At 74.4% G+C, this 17,062-nt stretch carries 14 protein-coding genes; 5 read left to right on the top strand and 9 right to left on the bottom strand.

What is annotated here, in order from left to right; genetic code table 11:
- The 5 genes from BJP40_RS28880 to BJP40_RS28860 all read right to left on the bottom strand — a co-directional run.
- Positions 1-1,275 (bottom strand): AAA family ATPase (locus BJP40_RS28880; protein WP_071283431.1); only part of this gene is annotated, 1,275 nt, incomplete at its 3' end.
- An 8-nt stretch (positions 1,276-1,283) separates the two neighbouring features.
- Entirely contained in the window at positions 1,284-1,985 is a 702-nt protein-coding gene (gene cpaB / locus BJP40_RS28875; RefSeq protein WP_071283429.1) for a Flp pilus assembly protein CpaB, read from the bottom strand.
- A gap of 133 nt (positions 1,986-2,118) precedes the next feature.
- Complete coding sequence (locus tag BJP40_RS28870) at positions 2,119-2,970, bottom strand: hypothetical protein (protein ID WP_071283436.1); 852 nt, start codon at positions 2,968-2,970, stop codon at positions 2,119-2,121.
- A gap of 204 nt (positions 2,971-3,174) precedes the next feature.
- On the bottom strand, positions 3,175-3,798 hold the full coding sequence (locus BJP40_RS28865; protein WP_071283426.1) for a hypothetical protein: 624 nt from the start codon (positions 3,796-3,798) through the stop codon (positions 3,175-3,177).
- Between the two features lie 133 nt (positions 3,799-3,931).
- Positions 3,932-4,384, bottom strand: a complete 453-nt coding sequence (locus BJP40_RS28860; RefSeq protein WP_071283424.1) for a hypothetical protein — start codon at positions 4,382-4,384, stop codon at positions 3,932-3,934.
- 240 nt (positions 4,385-4,624) lie between these two features.
- Here BJP40_RS28860 and BJP40_RS28855 point away from each other — a divergent pair, with 240 nt between their 5' ends.
- Positions 4,625-6,343, top strand: a complete 1,719-nt coding sequence (locus tag BJP40_RS28855; protein ID WP_319020078.1) for a glycoside hydrolase family 18 protein — start codon at positions 4,625-4,627, stop codon at positions 6,341-6,343.
- 15 nt (positions 6,344-6,358) lie between these two features.
- On the opposite strand, the gene BJP40_RS36005 is transcribed toward BJP40_RS28855, so the two are convergent.
- Positions 6,359-7,903 carry an Nramp family divalent metal transporter gene (locus BJP40_RS36005; RefSeq protein ID WP_226962480.1) on the bottom strand — a complete coding sequence of 515 codons (1,545 nt, stop codon included), beginning with the start codon at positions 7,901-7,903 and terminating at the stop codon, positions 6,359-6,361.
- Between the two features lie 207 nt (positions 7,904-8,110).
- Between BJP40_RS36005 and BJP40_RS28845 the strand changes: the two genes are divergently transcribed.
- Positions 8,111-9,463, top strand: coding sequence for a M14 family metallopeptidase (locus BJP40_RS28845; RefSeq protein ID WP_071283421.1), 1,353 nt, complete (start codon positions 8,111-8,113; stop codon positions 9,461-9,463).
- A 136-nt stretch (positions 9,464-9,599) separates the two neighbouring features.
- Positions 9,600-11,708, top strand: coding sequence for a serine/threonine-protein kinase (locus tag BJP40_RS28840; protein WP_071283418.1), 2,109 nt, complete (start codon positions 9,600-9,602; stop codon positions 11,706-11,708).
- Positions 11,709-11,727: 19 nt separating this feature from the next.
- On the opposite strand, the gene BJP40_RS28835 is transcribed toward BJP40_RS28840, so the two are convergent.
- From BJP40_RS28835 to BJP40_RS28825, 3 genes are read right to left on the bottom strand one after another with little or no spacing between them, the layout of a single operon-like run.
- Positions 11,728-12,132 carry a RidA family protein gene (locus BJP40_RS28835; protein WP_071283415.1) on the bottom strand — a complete coding sequence of 135 codons (405 nt, stop codon included), beginning with the start codon at positions 12,130-12,132 and terminating at the stop codon, positions 11,728-11,730.
- A gap of 11 nt (positions 12,133-12,143) precedes the next feature.
- Complete coding sequence (locus BJP40_RS28830) at positions 12,144-12,890, bottom strand: IclR family transcriptional regulator (protein ID WP_071283412.1); 747 nt, start codon at positions 12,888-12,890, stop codon at positions 12,144-12,146.
- Complete coding sequence (locus BJP40_RS28825; protein ID WP_371258710.1) at positions 12,887-14,011, bottom strand: sugar kinase; 1,125 nt, start codon at positions 14,009-14,011, stop codon at positions 12,887-12,889. The genes BJP40_RS28830 and BJP40_RS28825 overlap by 4 nt, the downstream gene beginning before the upstream one ends.
- Before the next feature lie 148 nt (positions 14,012-14,159).
- Here BJP40_RS28825 and BJP40_RS28820 point away from each other — a divergent pair, with 148 nt between their 5' ends.
- Positions 14,160-15,428 carry an alanine racemase gene (locus BJP40_RS28820; RefSeq protein WP_071283406.1) on the top strand — a complete coding sequence of 423 codons (1,269 nt, stop codon included), beginning with the start codon at positions 14,160-14,162 and terminating at the stop codon, positions 15,426-15,428.
- 31 nt (positions 15,429-15,459) lie between these two features.
- Positions 15,460-17,062 (top strand): amidohydrolase family protein (locus BJP40_RS28815; protein ID WP_071283403.1); only part of this gene is annotated, 1,603 nt, incomplete at its 3' end.

Below are 17,062 nucleotides of genomic sequence, written 5' to 3'. Positions count from 1 at the left end.
CTTCCTGCCCTGCCGGGGCACCCCCTCGTCCCCGTGTGAGCGGCGGCGGCGCAGGCCGACGGAACCGCGGTCCCGGTGCCTGCCCTGCAGCCTCGCCAGGGCCTCCGCCTTGACGAGGCCCAGTTCTCCGGCGAGCCCCCACAGAGCCTGCTTCACCGCGGACTTGGCGTCCAGCTCGTGCAGGCGGCCGGCGTCGACCGTGCTCTGCAGCTCCTTGTAGCCGGCCGGCACCGTGGTGCCGGCGACCGCGGTGCCGGTGATCCTCTGGATCAGCGGCGGCTGGATCTCGGTGCTGCGGGTGTGGCGGTTGACCACGGCGACCGTGTCCTCCGCCTTGCGGATCTGCAGCCGCTTCCACATCGTGACCAGCCGCTTGGCAGCCCGTACGGACACCACGTCGGGGGTGGTGACCAGCAGCGCGGTGTCGGCCATCTCGATGGCGGCGGCGTTCGCGGCGTTCATCTGTGCGCCGCAGTCGATGACGACGACGGCGTTGCGGGAGCGCAGGGAGCTGACGACCTGGCGTACGGAACGGTCGGAGACCTCCTCGCCCCGCTCGCCCTCCTTCGGGGCGAGCAGGAGGGACACCCCTGACTCGTGGCCGAAGACGGCGTCCTGGAGCACCCGGGGCGTGATGTCCTGGATGCCGGCGAGGTCGACGATCGAGCGGCGGAACCGCACGTCGAGGTACGAGCCGACGTCACCGGTCTGCAGGTCCAGGTCGACGAGGGCGACGCTCTGGCCGGACGCCTGCGCGGCGAGGGCCAGCTGGATGGCGACCACGGTGGTGCCGACGCCGCCCTTCGCGCCGGACACGGTCAGCACGACGCCGCCGGGGCCGGCCGCGAGGTCGCCGCCGGTGCCGAGGTGGCGGCGCACCCCGGTGGCCCACTGGGCCACGGACTGGACGCGGCCGGCGAGCTCCTCGTAGCTGAGCGGCAGGGCGACCAGGCCGCGGGCGCCCGAGTCCATGGCGGCGGAGAACAGGCCGGGGCTGGCGTCCGCCGTGATGAGGACCACCCCGACCGCCGGGAAGCGCAGGGCGACCTCCCGGATCAGTTCGAGTGCGGGCACCGGGCCGATGCGCTCGTGGACCAGCACCACTTCGGGCAGTTCGTCGAGGGAGTCGCCGGCGAGCCGGGCGAGCGTGTCGGTCAGTTGGGTGGAGTCCGTCACCGGGACGGCCGGCTCGGCGTCGGGGAGCTGGCTGAGCAGGCCGGCGACGGCCCGGGCAGCGTCGGGGTCGCCCACGGCGGGGAGGATCCTCGTGGTCATGCCGCGCCTCACTTGTCCTTGGTGATGTCGTAGGTGCGCTCTTCGGGCGTGAGCGAGGCGTCGCTGCCCGGGGCGATGAGGGCGAGCCGGACGTTCTGGGCGAAGGACTCGGCGAAGGCGAGGCGCTGGGCGTCGAGGGTGCCGAGCGCGAACGTGATCGGCACGGCCTCGGTGCGGGCACGGTCGTCGCGCCCCTCCAGGGCGGTGAGCCGGCCAACGTCGATGACCTTGGCGTTGGACACGATGATCTTCGACTGGGCGGGGGCGCCGGTCCGTTCGTCACCGTCGAAGGTGGCGAAGATGTTGACCTTGGCGCCCGGTGTGATCTTGCCGGCCACGCCGGTGGCGGCGTCGATCATGATGGCGATCTCCTGCTGGCCGGCTTCCAGGGCGGGCCGTTCGACGATCATGTCGCTCTGCAGGAGGGAGCCCTTGCGGAGGGTGGTGACGGCGATCTTCCCGTCGATCTCCGCGAGGTCGGTGACCGCGTTCTGCGACAGCCAGCGCTTCGGCATCGAGACCTTCTCGAACTGCGCCTCGGTGAGCCGGGTGTACGGGGCGACGTCCTGCTTCACCTGGTAGGCGGTGACCTCGGGGCCGACCTTGGACTTCACGTCGCTGATCACGGAGAGGACGCCGGCGAAGGCGACGAAGGCGAGGAGGACGGAGAGGAGCAGCAGTATGATGCCGCGGCGCTGGCGGGAGTTCATGGGCCGGACAACCTCATCAGGGACGTAGGCGGATCGGGCGGACGGCTGCGGACGGGTCGGGTGCGGACGTACGGGGGCCGGCGGGGCGGCCGGCGGCGGACACGGGCGGGTGCCGCGAGCCGGGGTGGGCGCCCTACTGCGCGGACCGTCCGGCTCTCACGCCGCCACCCGCGGATGGTCGGTCCTCGCGCAGGACGAGCGGGGCGGAGCAGAAGGCACAGCGGTCGCCGATGAGTTCCGTCCCGCACCAGTGGCAGCGGCTCCGCAGGACGGACGACACCAACTGGTGGAGGACCGCGAAGTCCGGCAGGTACGCGGCGAACTCGACGAGCTTGCCGGTGCCCCACCAGCGGGGCGACTCGGCGGGCAGCGCGGCTTCGTGGACGGCCTCGACCTGCCAGGTGGGTGCCAGGCTCTCGGTGACCCAGTCGGACGCCAGCCGGCCTTTGGCGACCATCAGGTGGGTGGCGAACGGCGGCCCGGTGAGGGAGCCGCTGCCGACCTTGACGAGTTGCGGCTCGGGCGCCGCGACGACACCGAACTGGGACCCGGGCACCCAGGACTTCGCGTGGGATCTCAGACTCACCGGGACGCGGTCGAGCCGCGCCACGGAGTTGAGGAGCGCGCCGGCGTGGATGTAGTGCGAGAGCAGCCGGGCCGCCGAGGCGACGACGCCGGCGCTGAACCCGGCGATGGACAACTGGCGGAGCTGGAGGACGAGCAGGGCGAGGCCGAGCGGCGGGAGCGGGGAGCGGATCAGGGAGATCCTGTCGGTCTCCAGCAGGGACCGCACGGTGTGCAGGCGGCGCTCGCACGCCTGCGGGAGGCTGGACGGGTAGAGCACGACGACATAGCCGTGCTCGTCGATCAGCACGCGCATGTCGGCGAGTGCCGCGTCGAGCGGCTGGGTCTCGGGGGGGTGCAGCAGGGCCGCGGACGGCGTCTGCCGGTCCGCCGGTGGCAGCACGAGGTCGGCGCTGGTCACCGCGATCGCTGTCGACACGTCAAGATCCCCGTTCATTCTCCGGCCCTTACTTCCCCTGCCGGGACCGCAGATCGTCAACTGCACAGCTCAGCTGCACCAGCACCTTATCGGTGTCCTAGTAGGGAGAGAACAGTGTTGATTTGACTGCCCGTCGGCTGCGGAGGCCCGGCATCCGCCAAAACCGGACATGTCAACCGGCGCAGTTCATCGGCCGTGCGACCGGAGGACCGACCGGGCGCGGATCCGCTCTCCCTCGTGCAGCGGACCGGTGCCGAAGAGGTACAGGATGCTGTCGCCGGGGCCCGCCTCGGCGCCGCAGGGCGAGGTGCGGCGGATCCCGTACATCCGCAGCGTCTCCGGGTCGTCGCGGAACTCCTGCGCCGGTGACCGGCTTTCGAAGATCCAGGTGTCGCCGTTGTTCACCCGGATGCCGGCGCCGAGGTCGACGCAGCCCTCGCCCGGTTCGCCGGTCCTGCCGCCGAGCCCGCCCGTGACGCCGATCGACGCGGTGTCCGTGCACGTGGCGTGGATCAACTGGTCGGCGCCGTCGACGTCGCCGTCCCCGTTTCCGTCGTGGTCGGCCTGGTGGGCCTTCTCCTGGAAGCCGTACCCGCTGCCCCACTCCAGGGACCCGAGCCCTACCGTGCTGCCCGCCCTGTCCGTGACGGTGGAGAGGGCGCACAGCGGCGGCTCGGAGTCCTTGTCGGTCGCCCGGGTGCCGCCGGTCCTCCCGCCGGCGGAGCAGCCGCCGCCCCGGAGGGCGGAGACGGCGCACGGGAACCGCTCGCCTACGGAGCCGGCCGCCCCGGTGGCTGGGAGGGCCGGCACGACGGCGGTGGCGACGGCGACCGCTCGGCGTACTCGGGTGCTGTGGCGCCGCGCTCCCGGCGGCCCTCGGGCCCGCCCCCGGCCCTCCGGCGCTCCCGTGCGCGCCCCGCGGTCCGGTGTGTCCGGCGCGGTCTCATCCGTCGCCCTCCTGGAGCCGGTTCAGGAGGTAGCCGGTGACGGCGCCGGTCGCGGTGACGGCGCCGGACAGCAGGAGGCCGACCGCCGGAACGCGGCCCCACTGGACGGCGGTGCTCGCGGCGGCGGCGAGGGCCGGCACCGCGAAGACGGCGGCACGGTGCGCCCGCGGTGACCTGCGGAACGGCTCGGCGTGCACCCGGCCCGCGACCCAGGCCGCCAGCGCGACGCACACGAAGTCGGGCAGTTGGACCAGCAGCAGGCCGGCGCCGAACGGCCCCGGCCCCTCCTCGCCCACCAGCAGCGGCCGCAGGTGCGTGATCTGGACGTACTCGGTGACGGCGAGCACGACGAGGGCCACCGCCCAGGACCGGAGGAGCGCGAGGAGGCCGCTCTTGCCGGTGGTGCCCTGCGCCGTGCCGCTCCCCGGCGGCCCACCCGTCCCGTACATGCCTGATGCCCCTCCGGTCGCTCCCCTGCGGTGCCGCCACACCGTAGGCAGCCGGGCGGGCGGAGCTCATGGGCCCGTGGGCCCACCGCCGGACCCAAATCCGCGTCCCGCACACGCAGTCGACCCGGGGCCTTGACACGGCGATTGGTCTGGACCACCTTGTACGGGCAGCACCGACCGCGGTGGCCACCGTGACGCACGACCCCTGCCAACTCCCCACTCCCCCACCGGAGGCAGCAAGTGCAGCACCGCAGCAAGAACCGCGGACACCGCGCCAGAGCGTCGCTCGCCGGGCCGCTGGCCCTGGCCGTCGGGGCCGGGCTCGCCCTCGCCGTCGGCGGGGCGGGGACCGCGCAGGCCGTCGAGGACCGGAACGTCGCGCGCAACGCCGGGTTCGAGTCGGGCCTCACCGGCTGGACCTGCTCGGCGAACAGCGGCAGCACCGTCACCTCCCCCGTCCGCAGCGGCACCGCCGCGCTGAAGGCGGTCCCCGCCGGGCTCGACAACGCCCGGTGCAGCCAGACCGTGGCGGTCCTCCCGAACTCCACGTACCAGCTCAGCGCCTGGGTGCAGGGCGCCTACGCGTACCTGGGCGCGACCGGCACCGGCACCACCGACGTGTCGACCTGGACACCCGGCTCCGGCACCTGGCAGCAGCTGAGGACCAGCTTCACGACCGGGCCGGACACCAAGCAGGTCACCGTGTACACGCACGGCTGGTACGGGCAGGCCGCCTACCACGTGGACGACGTGTCCGTCTTCGGGCCGGACGGCGGCGGCGACGGCGACCCGGACCCGCAGGTGCCCGCCACCCCGGCCGGGCTCGCCCCCGGGACGGTCACCTCGTCGTCCGTGACGCTGACCTGGGACGCGGTCGCCGGAGCCACCGGCTACCACGTGTACCGGGACGGCACCCGCGTCCAGTCGGTGAGCGGGGCGTCCGCCACCGTGACCGGGCTCGCCGCCGACACCGCGTACGGCTTCCAGGTGTCGGCCGTCAACGCCGCCGGGGAGTCCGAGAAGTCCGGGACCGTCACCGTGCGGACGAGGAGCGGCGGCACCACCCCGAACCCGTCCGTGCCGAAGCACGCCGTGACGGGCTACTGGCAGAACTTCGACAACGGCGCCACCGTGCAGAAGCTGCGGGACGTCCAGGACCAGTACGACATCATCGCCGTGTCGTTCGCGGACTCGACGGCCACGCCCGGGCAGATCGTCTTCAACCTGGACCCGGCCGTCGGCTACGCCTCGGTCGCCGACTTCAAGGCCGACATCGCCGCCAAGAAGGCCGCGGGCAAGTCGGTGATCCTGTCCGTCGGCGGCGAGAAGGGCAACGTCACCATCAACAGCGACGCCTCGGCCACCGCCTTCGCGGACAGCGCGTACGCCCTGATGCAGGAGTACGGCTTCAGCGGCGTGGACATCGACCTGGAGCACGGGATCAACTCCACGTACCTGACGAAGGCGCTGCGCCAGCTGTCCGCCAAGGCCGGCCCCGGCATGGTGCTGACGATGGCCCCGCAGACCATCGACATGCAGAACACCAACACGGAGTACTTCAAGCTGGCGCTGGCCGTGAAGGACATCCTCACGGTGGTCAACACCCAGTACTACAACAGCGGCTCGATGCTGGGCTGCGACGGCAAGGTGTACTCACAGGGGTCGGTGGACTTCCTGACCGCGCTGGCCTGCATCCAGCTCCAGGGCGGCCTCGACCCGTCGCAGGTGGGGCTCGGTGTCCCGGCCTCGCCCCGCGGCGCCGGCAGCGGCTACGTCAGCCCGACGGTCGTCAAGAACGCGCTGGACTGCCTCACCCGCGGCACCAGCTGCGGCACCTTCAAGCCGTCCACGACGTGGCCGTCGCTGCGCGGCGCCATGACGTGGTCGACGAACTGGGACGCGACCGCGGGCAACGCCTGGTCGAACGCGGTCGGTCCGCACGTCCACAACCTGCCGTAGCGGCCGGCGGGCCGGTCACCAGGGCAGTTCGCGGACCTGCTCCACGCACAGCACCAGGAACAGCAGCGCCGCGAGGCCCAGCATGCCGTTGCTCAGCCGGCCGTTGCGCCACTCCCGTGGCGTACGGCCGGAGTTGAGCAGCCACAGCAGGGTCAGGGCCAGGAACGGCATGAAGAAGGCACCGACCACGCCGTAGGCGATGACCAGCGCGAACGGCCGGTCCAGGAAGAGCAGCGCCATCGGCGGGAAGGTCAGCCACAGCAGGTACGCGCGGAACGGGAGGGACCGCTCCAGCGGTCCTCCCCCCGGGGCGGCGTCGTCAGGCGCCGCCCCGTCCTGCCGCGGCGCCGCGCCCGCCGCCTCCCCTCCGGCCCCGGAGGCCGCGCCCGCCCGGCCCTGCCCGGGTTCCGCACCGGCCGCCCCCGCCGTCGCACCCGCCCCGCTCGCCCCGGAGGCCGTACCCGCCGCCTCCCCCGCACCGGCGGCCTCACCCGTCGCCTCCTGCCCGGGAGCCGCAGCCGCAGGCCCGGCCGCCGCACCCGCTTCCCCGGCCGCGGCCCCGCGCCCCTCGCGGATCCTCCGCACGAAGTCCGCGAACATCAGGCTCACCCCGTGCCAGACCCCGATGAGGGAGGTGAACGACGCCGCGAAGAAGCCGACCAGGAAGAGGTTCGCCGTGACCGTGCCGTAGCGGTCCGCCAGGACGGTCCCGAGGTCGATCAGGCCCCGGTCGCCCTTGGCGAGCGCGATGCCCGAGGAGTGCAGCAGCTCCGCGCCCACGACCAGCATGGCGACGACGAAGACACCGGTGGTCAGGTACGCGATCCGGTTGTCCAGCCGCATGACCCTCATCCAGCCCGCGTCGCGCCACCCCTTGGCGTTCACCCAGTAGCCGTACGCGGCGAGGGTGATCGTGCCGCCCACGCCGCCGACGAGGCCCAGCGTGTAGAGGAGGGAGCCGTCCGGCAGCACCGGGGCGAGCCCGGCCAGGGCGTCCCCCAGGTTCGGGGTGACGCGGACCGCGACGTACACCGTCACCAGGAACATGACCCCGACCAGGACGGTCATGGCCTTCTCCAGCACGGCGTACCGGTTGAACCAGACGAAGGCGAGCCCGAGGAGGCCGCAGAGGATGCCCCACCACTCCGGTTCCAGGACACCGGGGAACAGCGCCGCGAGCGGCAGCGCGCTGGAGGCCATGGCGGCGCCGCCGTAGACGAAGCCCCACACGACGACGTACCCGGCGAAGTAGACCGTGGTCCACGCGCCGAGGCTGCGCCAGCCGTCGAAGAGCGTGCGGCCGGTGGCCAGGTGCCAGCGGCCCGCGGCCTCCGCCAGGGAGATCTTGACGAGGCAGCCGATGACGGCCGCCCACAGGAGCGTGTAGCCGAACCTGCTGCCCGCGACCAGGGTGGCCACGAGGTCCCCTGCGCCGACGCCGGTGGCCGCGACGACGATGCCCGGGCCGATGTGGCGCCAGCTCGCCTTGCGGGGGGCGGTGGTGGGCCGCCCCCCGGCGCCCGGGCCCCGGGTGGTGGTGCTCGCGGTGCCTTCCGTCATGGTGTTCACGCCTTTCGCCGTCCGCTCGTACGTACCACTCGTACCGCTGATCCAGTCGTGCGCACGGTCACCAAAGCGGGTGCCCGGTGACCGCACAAGGGGGAATGCCTCCGGGCGTGGCCGAAGTGCGTTCTTGACGGGTTCATGCCATAGCCGGATGCTGCGACGCACGAGGACACACCTCGCCCCCCACACAGGAGACACAGCATGCGTCCACGCTTCCCCGGCAGGCGGTCCGCCACCCTCGCGGCCGTCCTCGCCCTCGCCGTCGCGGCGCCGCTCACCGCCACCTCGGCCAGCACCGCCGCCCCGGCCGCCGGATCCGCCGCCCGCACGCCCGCGGCCGGCGAGGAGACCGTCCGGCAGTACGAGATCCACGGCCCGGCCACCCCCGCCGAGCGCTCCGCCATCGCCGCCACCGGCGTCTCCATCGACGAGGCCGACGACCACTCCGTAGTCGTCAGCGCCGACGACCGGCAGGCCAAGCGGCTGCGCTCCCTCGGCCACCGGCTGGAGGCCCTGCCCGCGCCGCCGGACCGCAGCGCAGGCGCGGCCGTGTCACCGCAGGACTTCCCGCCCGCCGACTCCCGCTACCACAACTACGCGGAGATGACCGCGGAGATCGACCAGCGCCTCCAGCAGTACCCCGGCATCATGCGCAAGCAGGTCATCGGCCGGTCGTACGAGGGCCGCGAGATCGTCGCCATCAAGATCAGCGACAACGTCGGCGCCGACGAGGCCGAGCCCGAGGTGCTCTTCACCCACCACCAGCACGCCCGCGAGCACCTCACCGTCGAGATGGCCCTCTACCTGCTGCGCGAGTTCGGCGCCGGATACGGCAAGGACTCCCGCATCACGAAGATGGTCGACAGCCGCGAGATCTGGATCGTGCCCGACATGAACCCGGACGGCGGCGAGTACGACATCGCCTCCGGCCGCTACCGCAGCTGGCGCAAGAACCGGCAGCCCAACCCGGGCTCCTCCTACGTCGGCACCGACATGAACCGGAACTGGGACTACAAGTGGGCCTGCTGCGGCGGCTCCTCCGGCTCCTACAGCTCCGCGACCTACCGCGGCTCCGCCCCCGAGTCGGCCCCCGAAGTGAAGATCGTCGCCGACTTCGTGCGGTCCCGGATCGTCGGCGGCGAGCAGCAGATCACCGCCGCCATCGACTTCCACACCTACAGCGAGCTGGTGCTGTGGCCCTACGGCTACACCTACTCCGACACCGCACCCGGCATGACCCAGGACGACCGGGACGCCTTCGCCGCCGTCGGCCGCAAGATGGCCGCCAGCAACGGCTACACGCCCCAGCAGTCCAGCGACCTCTACGTCACGGACGGGTCCATCGACGACTGGCTGTGGGGGGAGCAGCGGATCTTCGGCTACACCTTCGAGATGTACCCGGCCAGCTCCTGGAACGGCGGCTTCTACCCGCCCGACGAGGTGATCGAGCGCGAGACCTCCCGCAACCGCGACGCGGTGCTCCAGCTGCTGGAGAACGCGGACTGCATGTACCGGTCCATCGGCAAGGACCAGCAGTACTGCGCCGGTTCCTGACCGGACGGCACGGCGCGTGAGCGCACCCGCGGGGACGCAGCTGCCGCCCCTGCCCCCGCGGGTGCGCACGAGCGCCTGTGCACCCGCGGGCTGACGGCTACCCTGCTGGCGGAAGGCACCAGGAGGGGGCGGCGGTATGGCGGGGGACGGTACCGCGGCGGGCCCGCGGCTGTGGCCGCTCGGCGGTGGTGATCCGCCGGAGCTGGGCCCGTACCGGCTGCTGGGGCGGCTGGGCGCGGGCGGCATGGGCCGGATCTACCTCGGGCGGGTGGGGCCGGGCGCCCCGCTGGTCGCGGTGAAGACCCTCCTCGCGGAGGGCGATGTGAGCGCCGCGGACCGGCGGCGGTTCACCCGCGAGGTGACGCTGGCCCAGCGGATCGACAGCGCCCACACCGCGAAGGTCGTCGACGCCGACCCGGCCGCGCCGTCACCCTGGATGGCCATCCAGTACATCCCCGCGCCGTCCCTGGCCGAGCTGGTGCGCCGGGGCGGCCGCCTGCCGGCCTCCGCGATCCGCTGGATCGCGGCCGGCACCGCACAGGCCCTGGACGCGCTGCACCGCCAGGGCGTCGTCCACCGCGACGTGAAGCCGCAGAACATCCTGCTGCCGATGGACGGGCCGCGGCTCATCGACTTCGGCATCTCGCACGCCCAGGACATCACCCGCACCACCCTCACCCTCGGCACCATCGCGTTCACCTCGCCGGAGCAGGCGCGCGGCGAGCCGTCCACGGCCGCGTCCGACATGTACTCGCTCGGCGCCACCCTGTTCCACCTGGCGGTGGGCCGCCCGCCCTACCCGGAGGGGGAGGACACGCTGCGACTGCTGCTGCGGGTGTCGCGGGGCGAACTCGACCTGACCGGGCTGCCGAAGGAGCTGGTGCCGCTGGTCCGCCCGTGCCTGGAGACCCTCCCGCAGCGGAGGCCTCGTCCCGAGCAGGTGCTGCAGCGGTTCCTGGCCGAGCTCACCGGCCTGCCGGCCTCCCGCAGCGGGCGGCGCTGGCTGCCGCCCCGCTGGACCGAGGTCATCGAGGCGTACGAGCAGCAGGGCCGTGCCTGGGAGCGGGGGCTGGCGGCCGACCCCGACGCCCTGACGGTCGACCAACGCACCAGCGCCGTACCGCCACCGGAGCCGACCCGGGCGTACACACGGGAGCAGACGCCGGAAGGGGTACGGGCCCCGGATCGGGAGCAGACGCCGGAGCGGGCACAGACCCCTGAGCGGGAACGGCCACAAGTTCCGCAACGGGAGCAGGCCCGGGGACGGGAAGGGGCACGAGCCCCGGAACGGGAGCAGGCCCCGGAACGGGCACAGACCCCTGAGCGGGAACGGCCACAAGCTCCGCAACGGAAGCAGGCCCGGGAACGGGAGCAGGCACGGTCAAGGCCCGGTCCCGGTCCCGCGTCCGCTTCCACTTCCACTCCTGGGACGGGTTCCGGCTCCAGGACCGTGCCGCCGGTGCCGAAGCCGCCGAAGAAGTCCTCCGGCGGGGGCTGCGTCCTGTTCCTCGTCGCCCTCATCGTCCTCGCGGTCCTGGCCCGGTCCTGCGACGATCCGCCGTGGTCCGGCGCCACGTCGGGCACCACGAGCGGCAAGACCGGCAACAGCGCGAGCGCGGGTTCGGGAACGGGCGCGGGTACGGGGAGGAGCACAGGCGGCGGCTCGTCGGCCGGCGGAGACGCAGGTGGCGGCACCCGCACCGCCTCCGCCACCCCCCGCCCCCGCAGCTCCCCGGTCCCCCGCCGTCCCGCGCCCACCGCCCGGGACCTCGCCTTCAGGGCCGTACGCGCGGGCGACTGCCTGGACGTGCACGGCGACGGGTACGGCCGCTGGAGCCGGGACGCGCCCGTACGCGTCCGCTGCGACTCCGCGCGCGCGTACGTCTCCGTGACCCGCGCCGGCCGCTCGTCCTCCGTCACCTGTCCGCGCCTGGGCGGCCGGGGCAGATGGGCCGACCGCGGCCGTGACGGCGTCTGGACGGTGCTGTGCGTGACCCGGCGGTTCCGCGCCGGGCAGTGCTTCACCGCGAAGCTCGACGAGAACCGCCGCGGCTCCGCCAACCTGCTGGTGGTGTGGAACTGCGCCTCCGGCAGGGTCCCGAAGGGGCAGACCCACATCCTCCGCATCACCGGCTACTACCGGAAGCCGTCCGGCCGCCCGGTCTACTGCGGCGACCCCGCCACGCGCTACCTGACCTGGGACGTGAACGACGGCAGGAGCGTCCTCTGCACCAGGATCGTGTGAGTCCCGGAGGGGCGTGCCGTCAGCCGAGGACGGCGAGCGCGTCGATCTCCACGAGCAGCCCGGCCGGGAGTCCGACGTAGACGGTCGTGCGGGCCGGGGGCACGGCGAGGTCCGCGAAGTGCTCGTCGTAGACGGCGTTCATCTCCGCGAAGTGGTCCGTGTCCGTCAGGTACACGCGGAGCATCACCACGTCGTCCCAGGTCGCGCCGCCCTCGGTGAGAACGGCCTCGACGTTGGCGAGGGTCTGGAGGGTCTGCTCCCGCAGCCCCGTCCCGGCAACGGCCGGCGGCTCGCCCGGTTCGGTGACGGGCAGGAAGCCGACCTGGCCGGCGACCTGGAGGATGCTGCCCTTGCGCACGCCGTGGGAGAAGCGGGCGGGCGGGGCGGCGTGCGCGGCGGGGGTGACGGCGGTCTTCGGGGTCAAGGGGGCGCTCCTCAGTGGTCGGTGCCGGACAGGTCCCGGCTGACGGCGTCCGCGGCGCGGCGCACCAGCGGCAGCAGGGCGAGCAGGTCGTCGGCGGTGGCGACGACGTTCGGTGCGGAGAGGGACAGGGCAGCGGCCGCCCGCCCGTCGGCGCCGCGGACGGGCGCGGCGACGCAGTTGACGGACTCCTCGTGGCCGCCCAGGTCGGCGGCCCACCCGCGGGCGCGCACGGCCGCGAGTTCCTCGCGGTAGGCGGCGGCGTCCGGGGTGGAGCGGGCGGTGTAGCGGGGGTAGTCGAGCCGGGCGGTGAGGGCGTGCCGTTCGATGTCCGGCAGGTCCGCGAGGAGCACCTTGGCGACGGCGGCGACGGTGACGGCGACCGGCCGGCCGACGCGGGAGTACATGCGGACGGGGTAGCGGCTGTCGATCTTGTCGACGTACAGCACCTCGTCCTCCTCCCGTACCGCCAGGTGCACGGTGTGGCCGGTCTCCTCGCCGAGGCGGACGAGGTGGGGGTGGGCGATCTCGCGGACGTCGAGGTTCTCGGCGGCCTGCTGGGCGAGGGCGAGGAGGCGGGCGCCGAGCCGGTAGCGGTGGTCGGGCTGGCGGTGCACGAGGCCGTGGGCGTGCAGGGTGCGCAGCAGCCGCAGGGCGGTGGACTTGTGGACGCCGAGCCGCTGGGCCACGTGTCCGAGGTCGGCGGGCCCTTCGGCGAGCAGCGGCAGGATGCTGAGCGCCCGGTCGACGGTCTGGCTCATCGCGTGTGCCCCTCCTGTGCCGCCCGTGCCCCACGTGACCGCGGGGCTTCCCGGGCTCCCCGCGCCCCCGGCGTCTGCCGGGCCTCCTGTGCCTGACCGGCTTCCCGTGCCTGCCTGGCCCGGTGGTCCTGTGCCGCCCCCGGCGGCCGGCGGGTCCAGCCGGGGCCCAGACGCAGTCTGCCCCATGCGCCGTCGTCCAGGGCGACCAGCCGGTCGGCGTGTACGGGGTCGAGCCGGGCGGCCAGGTCGCCGGGTTCGGTCAGGGCAGCGGCGGCCCGCAGGTGCCCGTGGCGCAGCCGGTCCCGTACGGGCAGGCCGCGCAGGACGGCGGAGAGGAACCCGGCGGCGAAGGCGTCGCCGGCGCCGGTGGCGTCGACGCAGTCGACCCGCGGGGGCCGCTCGACCGTGACCACCCCGCCGCCGCAGCCGACGGACCCGTCCGGGTCGGGGTGGAAGACCACCGCACCCCCCGGGCCCAGCTTGACGACGAGGACGTCCGGTTCGGGCAGCGCCTGCCGGACGGCCCGTGCGCCGTGCAGGCCCCACAGCGCGCGGGCCTCGTCGTGGCCGACGAACACGAGGTCGGCGCCGCGGGCCAGGTCGAGGAGGACGGGCCCGGCGTCCGCGTGGCGCCACAGCGCGGGCCGGTGGTTGACGTCGAAGGAGAGCAGCGGTCGCCCCGGGCGGCGGGCGGTGAGGTCGCGCATCAGGGCGAGGCAGTCGGCTGACAGGGCGGCGGTGACGCCGGTCAGGTGCAGGACGCGGCCCGCGTGGACGGCGTCCGGGTCCGCGCTGTGCGGTCCCAGGGCGGAGGCGGCGGACCCGGCGCGGTGGTAGACGACCTCGTGGCCGGGCGCGGACCGGTCGGTGGCGGTGCGGAAGTAGATCCCGGTCGGGCGGTGCGGGTCGCGCTGCACCGCCGACACGTCGACGCCGCGGGCGGCCAGGGCCGCCACCACGTGGTCGCCGAAGGCGTCGGCGCCGACCCGGCCGACCCACCGGACGCGGTGCCCGGCGTCGGCGAGGGCGCAGGCGGTGTTGGCCTCGGCGCCGCCGACCGAGCGGGTGAAGGACGGCACGTCGGCGAGCGGGCCGGGCCGGGAGGGCAGGAAGGCCGTCATGGCTTCGCCCAGGCACACCGCGTCGGGGACCACCCTCACCTCCTCCCGTGCCCGGGGCCGTTGACCGGGCGACGGCCCGGATGCTAGACAGCTGCGAGCAGACCGCGCAACGGCCGTTGCAGCATGTGCAACAGAACGGAGTGGGCCCATGAACGCGGCGGACCGCCTCGGCGAGGAGCGCGTCGACCACCGGTTCAAGGGACTGCCGCCGGACGCCGACGGCCTGACGGTCGGCCGGCTCGCCGCCGAGCGCCGCGACCTGTTCACGGGCGGCTTCACCACGCCCGTCCTGACGCTGTCGGCGTCGGCGCTGGAGCACAACCTGGCCGCTCTGGAGGGGTTCGCCGAGCGGCACGGCCTGGCCTTCGCGCCGCACGGCAAGACGACGATGGCCCCACAGCTCTTCGCCCGCCAACTGGCCCTCGGCGCCTGGGGCATCACGGTGGCGGTACCCCACCAGGTGCGGGTGTGCCGGGCGTTCGGCGTGCCGCGGGTGTTCCTGGCGAACGAGCTGGTCGACGCCGCGGCCCTGCGCTGGGCGGCCGCCGAACTCGCCGCCGACCCCGGGTTCCGGCTGGTCTGCTACGTCGACTCGGTGCGGGGCGTCGCGCTGATGGAGGAAGCACTGGCGGGCGCGGCCCGGCCGGTGGACGTGGTCGTGGAGCTGGCGGCGGGCGAGGGCGCGCGGACCGGGGTGCGGACGGACGAGCAGGCCGCGGAGGTCGCCGCCGCGGCGGCCCGCGCGCGGTCGCTGCGGCTGGTGGGCGTCGCCGGCTACGAGGCGCAGGTGCCGGACGCGAGCCCCGCGACCGTGGCGGCCTGGCTGCGGCGGCTGGTGGCGCTGACGGCCGGCCTGGACAAGGCGGGCCTCTTCGCGGACGCGGACGAGATCGTGGTCAGCGCGGGCGGCAGCGAGTGGTTCGACACGGTGGCGGAGGTCTTCGCCGAGGTCCCGGAGCTGTCGGCGCCGGTGCTGAAGCTGCTGCGCTCCGGGGCGTACGTGTCGCACGACCACGGGCACTACGAGCGGCTGACGCCGTTCAACCGGGTGCCGCAGGAGGGGGCGTTGGAGCCGGCGTTCCGGCTGTGGGCACAGGTGGTGTCGCGCCCGACACCCGGTGAGGCGTTCCTGAACGCGGGCAAGCGGGACGTGTCGTACGACCTGGGGCTGCCGGTGGTGCACGTGGTCCGCTCGGCCGCCGACGGGCAGGTCCGGCCGGCGTCCGGGATCGCGGTGACGGCGCTGTCCGACCAGCACGCGTGGCTGCGCACCGACCCGGGGAGCACGCCGCTGGAGGTGGGCGACTGGGTGGGGCTCGGCCTGGCGCACCCGTGCACGGTGTTCGAGAAGTGGCCGATGATCCCGGTGGTGGAGCCGGACGGCACCGTCGGCGACTACGTCCGGACGTTCTTCTGAGCCGTCCGGGGCTGCGGGCGGGGGCGGTGCGATGGACCTGGTGATCAGGGGCGCGACGGTGGTCGACGGCTCGGGCTCCCCCGGGTACCGCGCGGACGTGGGGCTCGACGGCGGGCGGATCGCCGCCGTCCGCCGGCCCGGGGGCCGGCCGCTGGGCGGCCGGCGGGCGCTGGACGCGCACGGGCTGGTCCTGTGCCCGGGGTTCGTCGACATGCACGCGCACAGCGACCTCGCCCTGCTGAGCGATCCGGCGCACGAGGCGAAGGCGGCGCAGGGCGTGACGCTGGAGGTGCTCGGCCAGGACGGGCTGTCGTACGCGCCGGTGGACGACGCCACGCTCGCCGGGGTGCGGGCGGCGGTCGCGGGCTGGAACGGGGACGGCGGCGACGTGCCGGGCGGCCTGGACTGGCGGACCGTCGGGGAGTACCTGGACCGGCTGGACCACGGCTTCGACGGCGAGGGCGTCGCCGTGAACGCCGCGTACCTGGTGCCGCAGGGCACGGTCCGGGCGTACGCGGTGGGCTGGGAGGACCGGCCGGCGACCGACGCCGAGGTGCTGCGGATGCGGCGGCTGGTCGCGGAGGGCCTGGAGCAGGGCGCGGTCGGCATGTCCTCGGGGCTGACGTACACGCCCGGCATGTACGCGGACGGCCGGGAGCTGGCGGCGCTGTGCCGGGTGGTGGCGGAGTACGGCGGCTACTGGTGCCCGCATCACCGCTCGTACGGGGCGGGGGCTCTGGACGCGTACCGGGAGGTGCTGGGGCTGGCGCGCGCCGCGGGGTGTGCGCTGCACCTGGCGCACGCCACGCTGAACTTCCCCGGGAACGCGGGGCGGGCGCCCGAGCTGCTGGCGCTGCTGGACGCGGCGCTGGCGGACGGGGCCGACGTGTCGCTCGACACGTACCCGTACACGGCGGGGTCGACGACGCTGGCGGCGCTGCTGCCGGGCTGGGCGCACGCGGGCGGCCCGGACGCGCTGCTCGCCCGGCTGCGGGACGGGGCGGCGGCGGAGCGGATCCGGCACGCCGTGGAGGTGACGGGCTCGGACGGCTGCCACGGGGTGCCGGTGGACTGGTCGACCGTGGAGGTGGCGGGCGTGTCGGACCCGGCGCTGGCCCGGTTCGTGGGCAGCCGCGTGCCGGACTGGCCCGCGGCCCGCCGGCTGCTGCTCGCGGACCGGCTGGGCACGACGGTGCTCCAGCACGTGGGCCACGAGGAGAACGTACGGGCGATCATGCGGCACCGGGTGCACACCGGCGGCTCGGACGGCATCCTGCGGGGGGCGAAGCCGCATCCGCGGGCGTACGGCACCTTCCCCCACTACCTGGGGCACTACGTGCGGGAGCTCGGCGTGCTGCCGCTGGAGGAGGCGGTGGCGCACCTGACGTCCCGGCCCGCGGCGCGGCTGCGGCTGCCGGACCGGGGGCTGGTGCGCGAGGGGTACCGGGCGGACCTGGTGCTGTTCGACCCGGCGACGGTGGCGGCCGGCGCCACGTACGCGCAGCCGAGGGCGCTGCCGACCGGGGTGCCGTACGTGCTGATCGACGGCAGGTTCGTGGTCCGCGACGGGCGCCGCACGGACGTGCTGGCGGGGCGGGCGGTCCGGCGCGCCCCGGCGAGCCGCTGCCGCCGGC

Source organism: Streptomyces sp. CC53 (genome assembly GCF_001865245.1).
Taxonomy (GTDB): domain Bacteria; phylum Actinomycetota; class Actinomycetes; order Streptomycetales; family Streptomycetaceae; genus Streptomyces.
Note: the sequence above shows the minus strand (reverse complement) of the source record. Positions and strands in the feature narration are given on the sequence as shown.

Excerpts from the sequence above, each read along its gene's own strand:
- BJP40_RS28825 (WP_371258710.1), bottom strand. The coding sequence starts at position 14,011 with ATGACGGCCTTCCTGCCCTCCCGGCCCGGCCCGCTCGCCGACGTGCCG.
- BJP40_RS28840 (WP_071283418.1), top strand. The coding sequence starts at position 9,600 with ATGGCGGGGGACGGTACCGCGGCGGGCCCGCGGCTGTGGCCGCTCGGC.
- BJP40_RS28830 (WP_071283412.1), bottom strand. The coding sequence starts at position 12,890 with ATGAGCCAGACCGTCGACCGGGCGCTCAGCATCCTGCCGCTGCTCGCC.
- BJP40_RS28860 (WP_071283424.1), bottom strand. The coding sequence starts at position 4,384 with ATGTACGGGACGGGTGGGCCGCCGGGGAGCGGCACGGCGCAGGGCACC.
- BJP40_RS28820 (WP_071283406.1), top strand. The coding sequence starts at position 14,160 with ATGAACGCGGCGGACCGCCTCGGCGAGGAGCGCGTCGACCACCGGTTC.
- BJP40_RS28845 (WP_071283421.1), top strand. The coding sequence starts at position 8,111 with ATGCGTCCACGCTTCCCCGGCAGGCGGTCCGCCACCCTCGCGGCCGTC.
- BJP40_RS36005 (WP_226962480.1), bottom strand. The coding sequence starts at position 7,903 with ATGACGGAAGGCACCGCGAGCACCACCACCCGGGGCCCGGGCGCCGGG.
- cpaB (WP_071283429.1), bottom strand. The coding sequence starts at position 1,985 with ATGAACTCCCGCCAGCGCCGCGGCATCATACTGCTGCTCCTCTCCGTC.